Origin of the sequence: Pseudarthrobacter sp. NPDC058119 (assembly GCF_042884655.1) — a bacterium.
Classification (GTDB): domain Bacteria; phylum Actinomycetota; class Actinomycetes; order Actinomycetales; family Micrococcaceae; genus Arthrobacter.
Window position 1 is genome coordinate 93863 of sequence record NZ_JBHVTN010000002.1, and the last position, 17555, is coordinate 111417.

Consider the following 17555-nt stretch of genomic DNA (forward strand, 5'->3'; position numbering starts at 1 on the left):
TCTTCATTTCAGCACGACCCGGAACCGGTCGAGGATTCCGAGCTCCGTTAACCCTGAGATCACCTCAGGGGTCATCTCAGAGTACAGAACGCCGCTTCCCTGGGCGCGCACAATGACGTCGGCTATGGCAGGATCGACAACTTCACCAATGCGCCCGCCGCTGGAGTTCAACGTTTCGAGGGCACTCTGCAGTCTGCGGTTGTCGTCAGGTTCGGGGAGGACACGGCTACGAAGTGTGAGCAGAGTTGCCGCCGCGCTTTCAATATCGGACCGGATCGACTCCACGTCAACGCCCGCCTGATCAAGGGCATTCAAGAGATCATCATCGACAGCCGGTATGACGTTCGGCACGTGGCTTCGCCATGCATCGGAGACGAACTTCTCGGATCTCTTGAAGTGGGCTTCGATTGTGCTGCTCTGCGTCTTTACCGCGTCGAACTTTGCGTTCACGGGGAGGTCTTCGACCATCGTAATGAGGTACTTCGCCACCTCAAGTGCAGAGGCTTGGTTCTGCGCGTGGTCGTCCTGGACGATGCCAGCGGACCAGAGTTCCCTTCTGCCGGCGTTGACGCGCTCTGCGTTCGCGGTTGTTGCCTGCAGACGCTCGGTCAGCATGGCGAACTCGCCCGCCCTGCTTTTAATCTTTTCTTCGTCGTCTGCAGCGACAGCCCTCATGCGCAGTTGGGCAATCCGGTCAAGAAGCATCATGCCGTCTCCGTCGATTCAAGGGCCGGGGCGAGTAACGTTGCTACGTTTTCGAGTGTGGCCAGTAGTTCTGAATGGGCTTGCTCGTACTCGACTTGGGCCGCCGAGTTTGCGCCCCAGCCAAGTTTGGCTTCCAAGGCCTCAACCGCCCGTGTTGCGAGGCCGAGCCAGAGCCCTATCCGAGCGGCGGCCTCGTCCCAGTCATCCGTCAGCAAGCGCACTTGATCGTCTAAGGAGAGGGAACCCCAGTTGTCGAGTTTAGCCCGCACCCCCTCAATGCGATTCTGATCGCCCTGCTTGATTGACTTGCCTGCCGCAGCGAGTTCGGCTCGATTGATCACAGATGGGAGCTGTCCAGCGCTAGCACGCTCCGTGAGGAGTGCGTCGAGGTGCTTAATAATCTCGGGGAGCTCGCCACCCAGTTCACTAAGATCCGGAACCATCGTGCGTGCCTCGTCGCGTAGTTCGGGCAGTATGCTGTGGAGCATTTCGATCGATTTGACGGTCTCTCCGAGGAGCCCAGTAGCGGGTGGTAGGCCCGTACCGCTCTCTTTGCCGCGCAGTGCTCCCGCGATGCGGGCTAGGTCGAGGGCGAGCGGGCTTCCTGCGCCCTGCGTGAAGGAAGCGAGTCGAAGCACACGTCGTTGGAGTTGTTCACGCGTGAGGCGCTGGGAGTCCTGGGAGATGCGTTGCTGCCACAGTCGCAACTTCTGGCGGGGAAGAGCAGGGTTGATTGGCGCGGGAGCGAAAAGCGAGCGAGAGCGATTCAGCGCATCGTCCTTGAAAGCATCAGGGACACCGAGTGCCTTGCTCATCGCGAGCAACGCATGGGCAGCGACGGCTAGTTCGGGATCGTCGCGCTTATCGCGGTATGGGAACAACGCCTCAGAAACTGAGGCCGTCCACGCAGTGAGTCTCTCCTCGACGAATCGCTGGAGTTCCTCACCGTTTTGGACTTTGCCCCAGTCCTCCATCGCGTTTATCCAAGCAAGCGCTCGGAGGGCGCGAACATCGCCGTCGCTGTCCTTGTCGATAGTGATTATCGCTCCCGGAAGTTGCTGGTCCCCGAAGGCAATCGAGGTCTGGGCTTCAAACTTCGCATCCCATTCCTTGCCCTTGCTTGTCCACATAGGAGTTCCACCGAGTCCGTCATCGAGTGCGAGTCGCGCGACGACAGCGCTGTGGACGAGGTTGCGGAGATCATTTCGTCTGCCCTGGAGCAGAGGCTTGCCTGCGCGCCATTCGTCGATTGCGCGAACGAGTGCCGGATCCGCGACTGGCTTTGGTGCTGGCGGGATGGGGGGTGTCGGGGCGGGGATGTGGCTGGGGCCAGGAGTAGGCGTGTTGCTAACGGCATCTGGTCCCGGGAGTCCTGGTAGTTGGGGGATCCCGAACGCTTCGTGAATCGTCGGCAGCAGATTGCGAGGCCCGGCACCGTCGGGACTCCAATATCGCACCAGGTTTACCCTGCGCTTCGATAGCTCGGGGTCGCCCGGCGTAGACAACCGGTGTTCATCCTCGACACTGTCGAGCGTGCCCGAGGCCCCGGCACGGAACGCGGCGTCGAAATTCTTGGGGGGAAAGTTGCCCGTGTCGATCTCGTCGTGATTATTGAACAGCACTGGGCGGAGGACGCGAGTCAGGAAGTCACGGACACTGAGGCGTTCATCGACGAGTTTGCTCTTCACCGCCTTGTCAAGAGCGTGCTCGTTGAACGGGAACAGGCCGTAACCATCGGCCGCTCCGAATGCCTTATGGCACGCATCGTTGACCGGACACTGATCACATGCGTTGGGGGTCTCGTCCTTGCTGGCATACGCTTGGTCCAGAACCTGGCCGCCGACGCGGATCGCGTTCATGTAGCGCGCCGCGAGTGCTTTTGTATCGAACGATACTTTAGGTTTCGGGTCATCGAGGTCGAAAACCTTGTACACGCGGGTGTAGACGGTGTCTGGCATCTGATTGCGGAAATAACCCGTTGTGACTGCCATCACTACTCGCATTGGACAGATGTTGTTGTCCTGGGTCGGAATTAGTGTGATCGCATCTAGGAGTCCGCCCTGGATGCCTTGGAAGATCGAGAAGTCCTCGATGAGCAGGAGGAGTTCCAAACCCTGTTTCTTGAAATCGCCGCGGACCTCCACCAACAGGTCCTTCAAGTCGTCCCCGCCGATGCCGAAGACCTGGCTGACCGCCGGGCCCAGTTGCTCATTGAGCATCTTGGCGGCTACTTCACGAACCTCCGGTCCACTTGCCAGAGCAGATGCAACGCTCTTTGCGGCTGCCCCCGCTCGACTGACGTCGTCGACTGACAGATTGAGGTCTTCAGTGCTGAAGCCGAAGGCCTCCTCTTTGTCCTCTGCACCCTTGCCATCCAGTTTCTCGCGTACAAGTCGGCTTATCGGTCCGTTCTCGTTCAAAAGGGCATCGCGGAAGATGTCGTCTCCCAGCAGTGCAGGAAGGCCCTCACGTGAAGACAAGTACAGGCGTAGGTCTTGTTCTTCAGGGGAATTATCGGAATGTGAACTCTGTGTCTCGATCAAGAGGGCGAGTTCGCTACGCAGACGCAACCTAGCCACCTGCTCATTAGCGAATCCCTCTACAGCTTTAGCCACTTTGTCGCGCAACTCATCGGCACGGTCGCCGGTGGCGTGTTGAAGGATCAACTCGAGGATGCCGCGCAGCGACATGCGGTGCTTGGGTACGAAGATGACGCGGCGCCTTTCCTCCGGGGGCAGTTTCGCGCGAAGCCACCGCACCAGATGGGACTTACCAGTGCCGGAGCCGCCGAGGATCGGCAGGATCGGCTGGTCAGCAGGTTGCTCCTCGACGGCGCGCAGGAGTGCTTCTTCATCTGTCTCGTTTGTGTGATTGGCATTGACGACAACGTCACGCTGGAACAACGGGATCGATGTGTGTGTGGCTAGGAAGACGCCGTCTGAGGGAATTTCCGCTTCAGTAGGGATGATTCTCTCTGTTTCGACTGCTTCCCAGCACGTGGGGGGCAAGGTACCTCGCCAACTCATTGCTTCTTCCCGCCCTTCAGAGTGATGTGTGTGGTGCGGTTCGTGCTGCTTCGGGAAAGAAACACGCCGCCAGCGTCAGCCAGGTTCTCAGTACTGAGTCGCCCACGGGCCTCGAGGATCCGAAGCGCTTGAGAAACGGAGGTGTCTAGGGCGTTGCCCTGCACACCAGGATCCGGGTCGACGACGAGTCGTGCCACAAGCCCGTTTCGAATCATGCCACCGTGGAGAATGGGTAGTTTTCGGGCTAGGGCAGCAAGGAAATCCTGTATAGGCATTTGTCCGTCTGGCAGTTCGGCGACGGCATCGGCCACGGCGACGGTTGGGAGCGGCACTATACCGGAGCGTACGACTGAGGGCGCGGCCAATCCGAGAGCCGTCGCCCAGCGCGTGAACGCGTTCCACCGGGTGTCGTTTGCGAATGGCCACTCGGCATTCTGGTCGCTGCCAAACTGATCGGCTTGCAACTTCTGAACGTTGTCGTTCCAGGTGAAGGGGGCCCCGACTGCGTCCTGCGCAAGGAACCACGACAGTGCGCGGCTCAGGTCGCGAGCGCCGCTGGTGCTGGCCTCCTCGTCACTCACGGCCCAAGGGTCGCCGTCCCGGCGTAGGTTGAGGACATGGCTGAGCATTAGGCGCCTGAATTCATCACGCTCAAACCGATTTCCGTGCTCCGTCACGCTGTTCGTGACAGTGATGCTGCCCTTTGTATCGCTTTCGAGTATGCCAATAGCACGAAACGCGCTGAGTGTGTTCGTCACTCCGTGTGCGGCTCCAGACTCGTTTAAACCCTCAGGTTTGAAGACGTCAACGAGTCCTGCTTCGTTCCAGGTACTGCGGTTTTCGATCAGGAAGTTGACGATTGCTCGACCGAGACCGGGGAGCACTCGCGGTGGGTTGAGTACGGCCATATCAGATCCTCCTGAGGAAGTCGTGCATTCCCCAATGGGGGGAGCGGTAGTCCATGATTTTGTGTCCGGCTTTCCCGGGATCTTCCGTACTCTCAGGTACGACCACGATGCGCAAGGGGCCGGAGGAAGGGTTGAGCCAGGACAAGTTGGGTGAGTCCGTGTCGTCGAGCAGGATGAGCGTGGGAGTTGCGAAGGAGATCTGCGGAAGCCCCTTGGTGATCGGGTCAACACAAACCAACCCTTCGTCGGCGGACTGGGATGCTGTGCTAACCACCGCGGGGTGAGTGATTAAGGACTGCGAAGCCAAGATTCCGCGGACCCCGTTGGTGATGCATCGCTGGACAAGGTTTTTGAGCAATAAGCGCAAACTGCCTGCATAACTCACAATCACGACATTGCCGCCCGCGGCGAGACCCTTTAGTGCATCACTAACGTCCCGATGGAGATTAGGCATGCCAGAGTCGCTGACGAGCGGAATCGGAGCGTCAAGCCTCAGGCGGTGGGTGTGCTGCTCCGCTGGGCAACCCGAACACGCCGGTGTAGCGGCAAGGGCTGCATGCATGGGACCCACGTCTTTGAAGGTGTACTCGGAGGCAAGCACATGCGCCCAACACTCTGACCTCGCGAGAAGTTTGTCGATGCGTCCGTGGGAGGCCTTCTCGGTCGCTCGAATGTCGGCTCGGAGTTGTTGGAGGCTGGCCTCGAATGTCGCACGGTCGAGATTAAGAGTCCCATTGACGCGCACCCGTACGTGGTTACGGAATTCCTCCCAAGCCTTCTGCCGCCGCGCTTCGAAATTGGCCTCATCCTCGTCCTCATTGCGCTGAATGTCAGGTGGGGGAGTCGCCTCGATCGAAACAAGGCCAGCCCGCTCCATTAGCGTGAGCGTGTTGCGGTTCCAGAGTCGGTTGGAGTCAGACATGTAAGTAAGGTGTTTGGGTGTTACTGAGGTGTCGGCGACGAACAACCCGGAATCGGAATCCACCTTTGCGGAATGGAGACGCATCCCTTCCCAACGGTTCCAGGTCTTTTCGTCACCGATGAGGGTGCTTCCTTCGATGCTGCGTCCCTCATTGACGTCCCCGGGTGCGGTGAGCCAGACCGACACAGCGGCGTGCCCATCTCGCCCGGAGCGCCCGACCTCCTGGTAGAAGCGGTCGACGAACGCGGGCGCGCATGCGTGAACGACGGAACGCACGTCACTCTGGTCGACACCGAGACCGAAAGCGCTGGTACCGACGACAACGTCGAGTTGCGAGGGGCCCGCCGAACCTGACCATCCTTTCAGGATGCTCAGCCGTTTCTCTTCCTTGACTCCGCCGTGGAAGAAGCCGACGCGGCTAAATCCGGCATCCTTGAGACGAGCAGTGATCTCCTCTGCATCCAATTTACGGGCCACGTAGATGATGGCCGGACGGGGAAGATGATGCATAGCTTCGACGATGCGGTCGAGACGTTCCTCACGTGACTGTGATGCACCCATGAGATACCGAAGTTCGGTGCGCAGGAATGCGGAGCCCACGAAGGTCGACTTTTCCGACCCGCGGAAGAGGGCGTCGTTAAGTTCGAGGCCCTCTTCGGAAAGCGTCGCCGTGAGCAGGATGACGTGAGGCTCTCGATGTCCGGACGCGGTTGCGATTGCCCGGAGTTCGCTCACGAGTGCGCTCACCAATTGGTACTCAGGACGGAAGTCGAGTCCCCACGAGCGGACCAGATGGGCCTCATCGATCACGATGCTAGTAAGTGTGCCCCTCGCAGCCAGCGCATGAAGTGCGGGCGCGAGACCACTTGTCACTGCTTCCGGCGATGTGAACACCACTCGCTGTGTACCTGCACGCAAACGCTCCCGGATCGCTTCCTTCCCGCCGTCTGCGCGGTCACCGTAGTAGGCGAGTTCCGGGGGGAGATTCATTCCAGGAAACCGTGCGTGTATGGTGCGTTCCTGGTCGAGTGCGAGGGCGATCGTGGGGACTACCACGAGAGTGTTGCCGGCTGGGTGCAGCATGCCCGGGGCGAGTCCGACGATTGATTTACCGGTTCCGGTGGGGAGCACTACGTGCAATGTGGACTTAGGGTTACCGAGAATAGCCGTACGGACAGCGGCGGCTTGCGTCTTGGACCGGTACTTCGTGATGCTGGGAGCGATAGCAATTAGTGCGGGGTCAGCAGGGACAGGGTCATCCGGGCGTGCGTACGTCGGCACTTCTTCTGGCGTGCCGCCGCGATACGGGCCGGGACTTGCGCACGCGACATCAATCCAGCGGGGATCACCGTGCAGCCACTCTGGCGCCCATGTTTCCTTAACGGTGACAAGATGCTCGGTCTTGCCGTAGCGGGTGCAACGGAGATTGCTCCGGGCGAGCACATCTGTGGCGATCGTACGCTCGTCCAACTTGAGTCGAAGGTGCGGGGCGTTGTAGGACGTCACCTCTCGCTCGTGCCGAAGCACCTGGGATATGAGCGCGGCAACATCGGCCACGATCTCCGCACCTGGACGGTCCGAAAGCCATGCATCAGCCAGACGACGATGGGGTCCAGTGAGGCTGTCCCGAATGCTGACATCCCCGTCCAGAGCCCTTTGGACCGTTTCGAACTGAATGGTCATGCGTCATCCCCAAGCACCAATTCCTCGCCGGAGACGATCACAATGCCGGTGCTGTCAAGACGAAGCGTGGGAGTTTTGATTGCGTCGGCAAGCGTCTGTCCTGCAGTTTCCTCGAAGGCCGCTTCCCGCTCTAGAGCTGCGCACTCGCTGCCGTCGGCGCGGGCAGCTCGCAATTTCAATTGCTTGATGCGCTTCGCCGAGTCGGCCTGCGCATGCTGTAGACCTGTGGCGATGGCTTCCTGCACCTCCGGAAGGCTTCTGACTAGATTCATCCCAGAAGTTTCCGCGTCGTGCCATCGCTTGGACCATTCCGTGGACGGGACGTACATGTAGGCGGCTTCAATGCGCGAACGATTCAGTGAGTAGTCGCCTCCGGCCGACAAATGCTGAGGCTTCACGTACGGCTGTCGCAGCACGTCCAGGAGACGGTCATCGGTCAACTGCTTACCCCCCTCATCGACCCACACAGTGACGATCAAGGGCGGGAATAAGCCATCGGCCCGGTGCATCAAGTTAGCCCTCTCGGCAGCGTTCTCCCGATCCGATACCTGGCTATGCAGGACAGATGCCCTGTTACTGGCAACAGGTTGCGCCTCGACGGCATAGTCAAAACGGTAAGCGACTCGTTCCCCGTAGCCCCAGTCCGGGCGCCAGCGCCACATACCGAACGCGCGACCACGGTCGTCATGCCACAGGAAGTCGGAGGCCGCCTCGATGAACGGATCACCGTAGCGGTAGAGGTGGGCCTCGCTGTGCTTGATGGCGACGCTGCGAAGATAGGTTCCGCGCAGATCGCGGATTGGCAAGAAGTCGCGCTCCAGCCGTTCCAAGGAGACGAGTGGGATCTGCAACTGCATGCCGGGCAGGCGGGAGATGGCATCATAGCCGCCCACGCCGTGTACCGGGTCTCCGATGACTCGGAAGCGTAGGTTGCCAGGTACAGTGGCGAGGAGTGCGTGGGTGAGTTCGGCGAAATCGGCTTCGGTTGACTCGAACTCCTGCAATTGACTGTAGATGGGGCCGCGGTCGCCGCTGGACTCGATGCTGTCGAGGGCATCCTGCTCACGGATCCGTTCGACCTCCTCCTCAAGGGACGAACGCACCGATTCTATGATCATGTCTGTGGCCTCGGTGCCATCAGTGAGGAGTTTCTGCCATGCGCCCTTCGTCGCGGTCTCCACTGCGAACTGCAAGCTGGCGATGGATGACTCGAAGACACCGAAGCCGTCCTTGAGGATGCGGGTCCAGGCGGAAGCGAAGGACTCGGACCCGCCGGACTCGGTGACCGACAGCGACCGCCGCTCACCTGCAGCACCAATCATTTGCCAGCGATCACATCGTCCGATCCGCTGCTCCATGCGGTTGGCATCGGACGGGACTCCGACATGGACTAGAAGGTCGGCAAACTGGAAGTTGCGACCCTCTTCCGCTGAGGAGTCTGCGATTAAGACGGCGCTGTCACGTTCGCTCTCAAACTGCCGGATTACCATCTCGACGTGCTCTGGCGCATCAGTGGCGCGGTGCTCAAGCACTTTAGTGTCGGGGAGAAAGGCGCGGAGGTTCTCTCCGAGTTCCGTCACGAGATCGGCCGTCGGGCAGAAGACAACGACTTTCTCCCGACCTTTGAATTGGTAGGAGAGAGCGTCTGCGATTGGCTTGGCAACGATATCCCGGCGGTTCGTGAACGACAGGTCTTGGGCGATGCGATCCAGCGCCGTTTGTTCTCCAGGTGTCGCGGCTGTACGAGAACCCGCCCAGGCGGCGAGCGACTCGGGGTCAAGCGAGAGGCTGACAGCTTCGGCGAACGCATCTGAGGCGGACTCGAGAGCAGTTGGATCCTCCTCGTGCGCGGCGAGGGCTTCCTGACGCCACGCCTCCAGCAGTCTGCTTGTCTCGGTGAGCAGTCCAGATTCCAACGTGAGTGAGTCAGGAGATCTGCGCCCCGTGACTCGGTAGGTGGTCTGCAATGCGGACGTACGTCGGGTACGGAGCATGCGGCGGTGCACGCGGTAAATCTCGGCGACATGCGTGCGGATGTCGTCGATGGCCGCTTTGAGAGCATCACGATCGTTGGCGTTCAAGGCGTCTGACGCGATATCGAGGAGTTGCTCGACTTCGGTATCGCCTGCCAGTTCGATGCGCAATTCTGCGAGCCGGTTGCGGAGGAGTATCGCGGGGAGGCCGGGCTGGAGGCCGAGAAAGATGCGTCCGAGCCCGGACCTTGCGGCCAGACGTTGACGAAAGTCTTCCACAGACACATCGGCGTATACGGCAGGGTCTAGAAGCTTAAGCATCTGCAGGAAGACGGGTTCGTTGTTGAGTGCGGGTGTTGCAGACAGCATGAGGAGCTTCGTCGACTCTGTCGCGGTCTGCGCCAATCTGGCGTAGCGTGCGGCAAGATACGGCTGATCGCTGTCGGCAAGGGCTGCCAGGTTGTGGGCCTCGTCGACGATCAGAAGGTCGGCGGGCGCCCAAGTGCCGGGTTCGTCGTTGCGGGAGAACCGGATGTCGGCTCGGGGGAAGTCTTGGATGAAAAACTTGTCGGCGAGTTCATGCCGCCACTGGCCGATCAGGAACGGCGGCAGGATTAGCTGCACCGAGAGTTCGGGGTCGTCCAGGAGTAACTGACGCAGGATGATGCCCGCTTCGATGGTCTTGCCGAGGCCCACCTCGTCGGCGAGGAGGAAACGCTGCACAGGATCTTGCAGCACGCGCCACGCGGCCTCGAGTTGATGATCATGGAGTTCGATGGCGCTCGATAAGGCACCCTTCATTCCCCTAGCGGCAGCGCGTTGCCGCAGGATAGCTTGGAGGAAAGGCCGGCGCAGGTCGGCTAGCAGCGGCGACTCGAGCAATCCGCCTGCGGCAAACCCGACCGGGTTTGTAAGGGGCCGGTGCCACCGCACGAACAGTTGTTCCTCGGCAACGAACCCTTCCCAGTCGCGTGACCGGACGTGTATATCCCTCTCGGGACTGGTCTCGATGACCCTACCCGAACGCCATTTTGCGCCCGAAATCCAGAAGACTCTTGTTTCCGGCTTCAGTGCGAACCGGCGCAATCCCTGACGTGGGACGGACAGTCGTGTGCGTTGCTCCGGCGCATGCCCAGGGGTGTCAAAGTACTCGAGAACTAGATTTTCGCCGTCCTTCGCTACGAGTTTGCCAGGACCAAGGGAGTTGCTATTTGAGATGAGGAGATCTCCCCGGCGGAGACTCCTCTTATTGCCGTTAGCTTTACCCGTGGTGTTCCCCGCGTCACGAGCTTCTGAACCTCCGGGCGAGCCGCTACCGACACGTTTGTGCGTGGCCGAGCGGTCGCGGGGGGAACCATCGAGGTTCAAGCTTCCCTTGCACGAGGGAAATTTGAGGCATCCCCAGAAATCGGTTCCCGCGCTGGAACCATATCGCGCCGTGCGAAAGGTCATCGGACCCCCACACTGTGGACAGTGATGCTCCCAGTCCACTTTCCCCCCTTGCTACCGTGCTCTGGGGGAAAGCTTACATACACGGTGCGAGTTTCTCGCTCTTCGATCCGCGCGTGGCTAACAAGCTGATGGATGACAGCCTGACCGCGCCGACACCGTGCTGCTGTGCTTCGAGAACGGTGCCGCTTACTCAAGGTGCTGGCGGAGACCCCATACTTTCTTTTCCTGGGCATGTCCGTGCCTGCCTGTAAGGTCTACGGGTGGGCGCGACAGCGTTCAAGATATAGGAGCGAGCCTTGACCGAGAGCACAGTTAGCGCCACCAAGAGTGCCGCTACACGAAAGGCAACAGTTGGTGTCGCCGCGGCGGTTGCCTTACTAGCCTGCATCTTGGCCGCGAATCTTGTTACATCTCGTTACGGTGTGGTTCCTGTGGGCTTTGGCCTCATGGCCACGGCCGGTACTTACTTCGCTGGCGTCACTTTCATCCTTCGAGACGCAGTGCAAGACGCCGCCGGCAAGAGATGGGCTTTCGCAGTCATTGCTGCCGGCGCAATTTTGTCCTTCGTCTTGGCAGACCCGTTCATAGCCCTTGCCTCTGCGGTCGCCTTTCTGGCCTCTGAAGTAGCCGACCTACTTGTTTACACTCCGCTTAGGAAACGTGGATACATCCGAGCGTCTCTCGCTTCAAACTCTGTGGGGGCATTCGTCGACACAGCTATCTTTTTGACTATTGCTGGATTTCCCCTTCAAAACGCCCTCGCAGGTCAAATGGTGGGAAAGTTGCTACTGACAGCACTTGCCGTGACTGCAGTTGCCTCCTTCCGATTGTCGCGGAGAGTTCGCGCGGTGGCTTAACTTCAGTCTTCTACACCTATGCTCAAGTTAGGCGAAATTTAAATCAAAGTTGCAAAATACTGAGGGACTGCCCCTTACTCTCATTCAATGAACTTGAATGTGAGCGCTCCGTATGTGGGCAGCGCCATAGCGGGTATTTATATGCCCCCTTCTCCGCAATCCACGGGCATTGAAATCTGTGGGCCCCATAAGACTGAAGCGCCACATCGCATGACGCTTGAGTTCGTCGAAACGTTTTTGAACAACAAAGAGCAGCGTTTCTATGACTGGGCGATCGGGACCTTGGAGGATGCGGGGGTTGTCGGCGTTCTAAAGAACGTGAATGTCTACGCAGGTACGACATTGCAAGGTGAGGTTGACGCTGGATCAAAGCCTGCGTACTGGTTTGCTCTCACCAGGACGACCGCAGAGTTCGGACTACTAGAAGGCGATACAACGCCACTTGCTTTCCAAGCAGTCGTCGTCGACACGCGCGGCGATGATATTGAGGCCGGACAAGTACGACGTGCATTCAACCAGATTCGTGGTCAGTCGGCCTATTTGAGAGCATGGAAACACTCCACTTCCCTTGGGACATCAGGTTCGACCGCCTTCAGGGAGTTCCGCCTTCTGAACGGCTCGAAGACGGAACTGACTTTGGAAAATGAGTTCGGAGAGTACACGATCCGGGTACGGCCAACCGTGAAACGAAATGCTTTTGCTTATTCTGTTACTGACAACCGCCTTGGACTGGAATGTACTCCTCGGGTCGCTGATGCTTTGTTGAGCGACGCTGCAGACGAGACGGGTGCTGATCCGGTCCCGGCCTCCATCGTCTGTGCCATGATCCGAGTTGGGGAAATGGCACGAAGTGACCCCGAGTGGGTGGTAGCCAGTAACAGTTCGCCTTCGCATCGGTGATGGCGCCCCCGCATCCCATGCGCTTGGACATTTGGCATCAAGGAGAGATCTGGTGAAGAGGGAATAGTCTAGCCGGTGATGCCGATCGCTATGATGCCGTGCGGTTGCCGGGCGTGTTCCATGATCTCCCGCACCACCGCCGGGCCCACCCCGCCGCCCTGGTGGGCAGGGTCAACGGCCAGCATCCGGAACTCCAGCTCCCCGTCCCGGGCGATCTCGCTGTAGGGCTGGCCGGCGAACGTCAGCGTCACCGCCGTCACCACCTTCCCGGCGGCCTCGGCCACCCACACCTCCGCATGCTCGGCGCGGTGCTCCACGTCCTCCAGCACACCCGTGTACGGGTGGTCGGCCGCGAAGTGACCGGCCCGGAGGTAGGCGTCGCGGGTGATGCGCCGGACCTCCGGGAAGTCCGCCGGCACCGCCCGCCGGAAGGTGACAGTCAACGGCAGAGTGACAGTCACGAGGAAGCGCCCGCGGTGGTGGTCCGCTCCATGTAGTGGCGCAACTGTGCCAAATCTGGCTGGGACGACGGACCGCCCACGGCATCTGCACCCACAGCATTCGCCACAGCAAGGGCCCGCGAGTAGTCCAGTCCGCTCCGCAGAGCCAGGACCAGGGCCGCGCAGAACGCATCGCCGCACCCACGGTATTCGCCACGGTCACCGCAACAGAAGGCGCCTCGGCCACCTTCCGGCCGTGCTCGAACATTGCCGAGCCGTCCTTGCCATACGTCACCGCCACCAGCTTCGCCTCCGCCAGGGCAGGGATCAGCGCGTACTCGCCTCGTTGACGATCACCAGGTCGCACCGCTCCAGCAGCTCCGCCGGCAGATCCATGGCCGGCGCCGCGTTCAGCACAAAGAAACCCTGCGCCTTCCGGGCCGCCTCCAGCACCACGTCCAGGCCGACCTCCAGCTGGCACAGCACCGTCTCCTCCGGGCCGAACTCCACCCCGTCCAGCGACAGGTGCGCGTTGGCGCCCGGCCGCACCACGATCTGGTTCTCACCGTCACGGTCCACCACGATCAGCGCCGTGCCGGTCGGCTCGGGCGGGACGGCCACATCGGACGTGTCCACGCCGGCAGCAGCCAAAGTATTAAGCATCCGCTGCCCGGTCGCGTCCTGGCCCACGGCACCGACCATCCGGGCACTGCCGCCCTGGCGCGCGGCCGCCGCGGCCTGGTTGGCGCCCTTGCCGCCGGGCTGCTCGGACAGGACGGCGCCGCCGATGGTTTCGCCCGCGGTCGGAAGCCGTTCGGCGGTGGCGATCAGGTCCAGGTTGATGCTGCCGACCACGGTGACGGCAGGACGTGTTGTGTTCATGGGAGCCAAAATTCGATGCCTTCTGCTCGAACAATGGAGTTTGATGTGAACACCCCGGCCCCCGCCGCAGCCGCGCCTCCCGCGCAAGGAGGCGCCGCCGCCGTCATCCCCGACGACGACGCCACCAGGCTCTCCGGCCGAGGCGCCGCCCTGCTGATCTCCACCCTGCTGCTGGGCGTGCTGTCCTTCCAGCTGAACGCCAGCATGGTCACCCCCGCGCTGCCGCAGATCGCCGGGAGCTTCGGCGAAAGCGCGGACAGCGCCGCCCCCGTCCAGTCCATGTTCTTCCTGGCCGGCGCCATCGCCGGGCCCGTGGTCGGCCGGTGGAGCGACTTCATCGGCCGCCGCGCCGCGCTGCTGCTGGTCCTGGGCATCATGGGCGCCGGCGCCATCCTCTGCATCGCCGCGCCCACCCTGCCGCTGCTGGTCACTGGCCGGTTCCTGCAGGGCGTCTCCAGCGCCGTGTTCGCGCTCGCCTACATCGTGCTCAGCGAGAACCTGCAGGCCAGGGTCTTCGGCACCTCCGTGGGCATCATCGCCGCCATCAACGGCGGGATCGGCGGCGTGGACGGCTATGTGGGCGGGCTCATGGCCGAGACCCTCGGTTTCCGGTCCATCTTCATCGTCGTCCTTGTCCTCACCGCCGTCGCCGCTCTCTGCATTTTCCGCCTGGTGCCCGCCGGACGGCCTGTTGGGGTGCGCGGCGCCATGGACTGGTGGGGCGCCGGCTCCCTCTCGCTGTTCCTGGTGTTCCTGACGTACTTCGTGTCCGACGGTTCGGCCGCCGGTTGGACGTCGCCCACCGCCCTGGCCCTGCTGGCCGGCACCGTAGTGTCCTTTGCGGGATTCTGGGTCATCGAGAAGCGCCGCAGCCACTCGCTCATCGCCGTGCACCACCTGCGCTCCCGGCAGGTGTGGCCGGTCATCGCCACCACCGTCCTCACGCTGGCCGGCATCTTCGCGGTCATCAACTTCACCGTGGTGCTGCTGAGCCAGGATTCCGACGGCGGCTTCGGGCTTTCCGCCTCTATCTCGGCTTTGCTGTTCCTCACCCCGGCCGCGCTGATTGGCGTCTTCGCCGCACCTTTGGCGGGATGGCTGGCGGACCGGCGCGGGTGGGTGCGTACGTTGCGGCTGGGGACCTCGCTGAGCCTGGTGTGTGCCATGGTGGCCGCTGCGTTTTCTTCCAGTCCGGTGGCAGTGTTTATCGCCATTGCTTGCCTGGGCATCTTCTATAACGGCTTCTTCCTGACCGCCATCAACGGGCTCTCGGTGCTTTTGTCACCGAAGGAGGCCCCGGCTGCGCTGCCCGGCATCAACGGTGCGTCGTTCGGGATCGGGACAAGCCTCGGCGTCGTGCTCGTGGCGCCGTTCGCCGCGCAGGCCACCGCCGCCAGGTACGCCACCGCCCTCTGGATCTCGGTGGGCATCACCGCCGCCGCGTTCATCGTCAGCCTCTTCGTCGCCGCCCCCAAGGGCGAGACGGTCTAACCCCTCTATCTGTTGCGAAGGAACCTATTGTGACTGCCCCCGTTTACCTGGATTGCGACACCGGCATCGACGACGCCCTCGCCCTGGCCTACCTGCTCGCCTCGCCTCGTGCTTCCGTGGTGGGTATCGGGACGGTGAGCGGGAACGTGAGTGCCGCGGTCGGTGCCCGGAATACCCTTGACCTGCTTTCGTTGGCCGGGGCTGCTTCCGTGCCCGTGGCCGTGGGCGCCCACGATCCGCTGGCTGGTTCCTTTGGCGGCGGGTCGCCGTGGGTGCACGGATCCAACGGGGTGGGCGAGGTTGAGCTGCCGGCGTCCGGTGCTTCGCTGGCGGGCGAGTCCGCGGCGGAGATGCTAGTGCGGCTGGCGCGGGAGTGTCCGGGGGAGTTGCGGGTGGTGGCGATCGGGCCGCTGACCAATATTGCCGAGGCCTTGCGGCTGGAGCCGGCGCTGCCGTCCCTGGTGGAGTCGGTGACCGTGATGGGCGGGGCCGCGCTGGCGCCGGGGAACATCACGCCCGTGGCTGAGGCGAACATCTGGCACGACCCCGAGGCCGCCGCCCTGGTGCTGGCCGCCGACTGGGACGTGACCCTGGTGCCGCTGGACGTGACCATGGCGTCTGTTCTGGAGGAGCCGCACCGGCAGGTGCTGCTTTCTTCTCCCGGGGCGGTGCCGCGGGCGCTGGGGAGGATGCTGGGCTATTATTTCCGGTTCTACGAGGGCATCTACGGCCGGCCCTGCTCCGCCATGCACGACCCGCTGGCGGCGGCGCTCGCTGTGGGTGCCGTTACGCCTGCTTTGGCACCCATGGTGCGGGCCGCCGTCGACACCTCCGACGGGCCCGGCCGCGGGCAGACCGTGTGCGACATGCGCGGGCTGTACGCGGAGTACACTCCGGTGTCCGGCGCGCGCTGCCGGGTGGTGCTCTCGCTGGAAGAGGACTTCGCCCCGCACCTGGTGGAGACACTGCTGACCTTCTTTGAACGCACGACGGCGGGACTCGCCGAACTAGGTTCACTCGCCTGATCCGGACCGCGGGACCATGGCCTCTACCCTTCCGGACCAGGCTTCGCGAGACTGGCGGGAGGACCACGGGAAGCAGGGAGGTGGCGGGCCGTGGATCGTTGGGACTTGGGAATCGCCGGACTGGGACTGCTCGCGGCCATATCAGTGGCGTTCGGCCTGGTGGCCCACCTGATCGTGGGCAGGCGGGTGTCACGCTGGCTGTGGCTCTATGCGGCGGCCGGGTACTTCGTCGCGGGCATCCTGGTCAGCGAATTCTGGTTCGGCTGAGCGACGGGGGAGGAGCTCCAGCCGAACATCGACGGCCTGTCCTTCGACGAAGTGCAACTGGTAACCCTCGCCGGCCTCATCGCAGCCGTGACCGCAAGGATCATGCTGCGGAGGAGAGCGCACACCAGGGGCGTGCGGCAGGTCCCGCCCCCGGGCGCCGCACACTGACCCAGCAGCGGCAAATACGGTGAAGCTTACGGGCGCCGGGTCTACAGGCTCTGGGAGCCGGACGCTAACGGCTGCCCGTCCGGCCGCCCCTCGGCGTCGGCCCAGTGCCGCAACAGTGCCTCCGCCAGCCGCCCGGGCTCCGTCCGGTGCGGCGGGTCGAAGTGGTGGCGCGCGGGGAAGACCTCCAAGTGGAAGTCGGGAAAAAAGACCCGTGCCAGCCGGGCCGCCACCTCGCCAAAATCATCCGGATGGCTAAGGCCGCCGAGGGCGAAGAACACCGGCTTGCTGAAGGCGGCAAGCCGGGCCCTATCCAGATCGTAGTCCTTGAAGGTCTGCATGAAGGCCTTGATTCCGGCCGGCCGCTTGGCCATCCACGGCGGCGGGGGACCCGCCTCCGGCGGCGGCAGGACGACGTCGGGCCTGACCTGCAGCCTCATGAACCCCGGCATGTACTGCTCCGGCGGGAGGGCGTCCAGCTCACCGAACTTCTTCCAATGCTCCGCGTAAGCGGGGCTCCAATCCCAGTTCCCTGCCCATGCCGGCTCCAGCAGGGCCAGGCTCTGCAGGCGTTCCGGGTGTTTGGCAGCCAAAGCCAGGGCCGCGGCCCCGCCGCCGGAATAGCCCAAGAGGTGGAAGGTCTCCCAGCCCAGCGCGTCGGCTTCCCTCAGGACTCCGTCCACCTCGGTGTCCAGGCTCCACCCCGGGGGCACGTCATCGCCCCTGTACAGCTCCAGCTCCTTGGCAACGGCATGCACGCCCGGGCCGAGCGCCTCAATCAGGCGCCTATAGGCAAGCTCCGCGGGGAGCACTGAACCAGGAAGCAGGATGACCCGAATCGGTTCCATGCAAGAACCAT

Annotated in this window: 12 protein-coding genes and 1 pseudogene; 5 read left to right on the top strand and 8 right to left on the bottom strand. The window is 62.4% G+C overall.

All coding sequences use genetic code 11. The features are described 5' to 3' along the window. Nucleotides 1–3: 3 nt before the first annotated feature. From ACFVTD_RS05440 to dpdE, 5 genes are read right to left on the bottom strand one after another with little or no spacing between them, the layout of a single operon-like run. Nucleotides 4–708, bottom strand: coding sequence for a hypothetical protein (locus tag ACFVTD_RS05440; protein WP_387559237.1), 705 nt, complete (start codon nt 706–708; stop codon nt 4–6). Then, the gene (gene dpdH, locus ACFVTD_RS05445) at nt 705–3731 is read right to left on the bottom strand and encodes a protein DpdH (protein ID WP_387559239.1); all 3027 of its coding nucleotides are present in this window, start codon (nt 3729–3731) and stop codon (nt 705–707) included. Before dpdH ends, ACFVTD_RS05440 begins: the two co-directional genes overlap by 4 nt. After that, a complete protein-coding gene (gene dpdG / locus ACFVTD_RS05450) occupies nt 3728–4639 on the bottom strand; it encodes a protein DpdG (RefSeq protein WP_387559242.1) in 912 nt (303 codons plus the stop codon). Before dpdG ends, dpdH begins: the two co-directional genes overlap by 4 nt. Before the next feature lies 1 nt (nt 4640). Further along, nucleotides 4641–7244 (bottom strand): protein DpdF, encoded by a 2604-nt coding sequence (gene dpdF / locus ACFVTD_RS05455; RefSeq protein WP_387559245.1) that lies wholly within the window; start codon nt 7242–7244, stop codon nt 4641–4643. Continuing rightward, on the bottom strand, nt 7241–10669 hold the full coding sequence (dpdE, locus tag ACFVTD_RS05460) for a protein DpdE (RefSeq protein ID WP_387559248.1): 3429 nt from the start codon (nt 10667–10669) through the stop codon (nt 7241–7243). Before dpdE ends, dpdF begins: the two co-directional genes overlap by 4 nt. A 296-nt stretch (nt 10670–10965) precedes the next feature. Between dpdE and ACFVTD_RS05465 the strand changes: the two genes are divergently transcribed. Both ACFVTD_RS05465 and ACFVTD_RS05470 read left to right on the top strand, forming a co-directional pair. Beyond that, nucleotides 10966–11526 carry a VUT family protein gene (locus tag ACFVTD_RS05465; RefSeq protein WP_387559251.1) on the top strand — a complete coding sequence of 187 codons (561 nt, stop codon included), beginning with the start codon at nt 10966–10968 and terminating at the stop codon, nt 11524–11526. Nucleotides 11527–11736: 210 nt separating this feature from the next. Continuing rightward, on the top strand, nt 11737–12426 hold the full coding sequence (locus ACFVTD_RS05470) for a hypothetical protein (protein WP_387559254.1): 690 nt from the start codon (nt 11737–11739) through the stop codon (nt 12424–12426). A 68-nt stretch (nt 12427–12494) separates the two neighbouring features. Here ACFVTD_RS05470 and ACFVTD_RS05475 read toward each other — a convergent pair whose 3' ends face one another. Next, on the bottom strand, nt 12495–12887 hold the full coding sequence (locus ACFVTD_RS05475; protein ID WP_387559257.1) for a GNAT family N-acetyltransferase: 393 nt from the start codon (nt 12885–12887) through the stop codon (nt 12495–12497). Beyond that, nucleotides 12884–13748: pseudogene (locus ACFVTD_RS05480) on the bottom strand (PfkB family carbohydrate kinase). The gene ACFVTD_RS05475 and the pseudogene ACFVTD_RS05480 overlap by 4 nt, the downstream one beginning before the upstream one ends. A 45-nt stretch (nt 13749–13793) precedes the next feature. On the opposite strand from ACFVTD_RS05480, the gene ACFVTD_RS05485 reads away from it, so the two are divergent. The 3 genes from ACFVTD_RS05485 to ACFVTD_RS05495 all read left to right on the top strand — a co-directional run bounded on the left by ACFVTD_RS05485 (nt 13794) and on the right by ACFVTD_RS05495 (nt 16531). Next, entirely contained in the window at nt 13794–15239 is a 1446-nt protein-coding gene (locus tag ACFVTD_RS05485) for an MFS transporter (protein WP_387559260.1), read from the top strand. 29 nt (nt 15240–15268) lie between these two features. Then, the gene (locus tag ACFVTD_RS05490; RefSeq protein WP_387559263.1) at nt 15269–16264 is read left to right on the top strand and encodes a nucleoside hydrolase; all 996 of its coding nucleotides are present in this window, start codon (nt 15269–15271) and stop codon (nt 16262–16264) included. A gap of 105 nt (nt 16265–16369) precedes the next feature. After that, on the top strand, nt 16370–16531 hold the full coding sequence (locus tag ACFVTD_RS05495) for a hypothetical protein (RefSeq protein WP_387559266.1): 162 nt from the start codon (nt 16370–16372) through the stop codon (nt 16529–16531). 209 nt (nt 16532–16740) lie between these two features. Here the strand turns inward: ACFVTD_RS05495 and ACFVTD_RS05500 are convergent, their stop codons facing one another. Beyond that, on the bottom strand, nt 16741–17544 hold the full coding sequence (locus tag ACFVTD_RS05500; RefSeq protein WP_387559269.1) for an alpha/beta fold hydrolase: 804 nt from the start codon (nt 17542–17544) through the stop codon (nt 16741–16743). Nucleotides 17545–17555 lie beyond the last annotated feature (11 nt).

What these genes read in the sequence shown, in the direction of transcription:
- dpdG (WP_387559242.1), bottom strand. Translation starts at nt 4,639, where the DNA reads ATGGCCGTACTCAACCCACCGCGAGTGCTCCCCGGTCTCGGTCGAGCA.
- dpdF (WP_387559245.1), bottom strand. Translation starts at nt 7,244, where the DNA reads ATGACCATTCAGTTCGAAACGGTCCAAAGGGCTCTGGACGGGGATGTC.
- ACFVTD_RS05470 (WP_387559254.1), top strand. Translation starts at nt 11,737, where the DNA reads ATGACGCTTGAGTTCGTCGAAACGTTTTTGAACAACAAAGAGCAGCGT.
- ACFVTD_RS05440 (WP_387559237.1), bottom strand. Translation starts at nt 708, where the DNA reads ATGATGCTTCTTGACCGGATTGCCCAACTGCGCATGAGGGCTGTCGCT.
- dpdH (WP_387559239.1), bottom strand. Translation starts at nt 3,731, where the DNA reads ATGAGTTGGCGAGGTACCTTGCCCCCCACGTGCTGGGAAGCAGTCGAA.
- dpdE (WP_387559248.1), bottom strand. Translation starts at nt 10,669, where the DNA reads ATGACCTTTCGCACGGCGCGATATGGTTCCAGCGCGGGAACCGATTTC.
- ACFVTD_RS05500 (WP_387559269.1), bottom strand. Translation starts at nt 17,544, where the DNA reads ATGGAACCGATTCGGGTCATCCTGCTTCCTGGTTCAGTGCTCCCCGCG.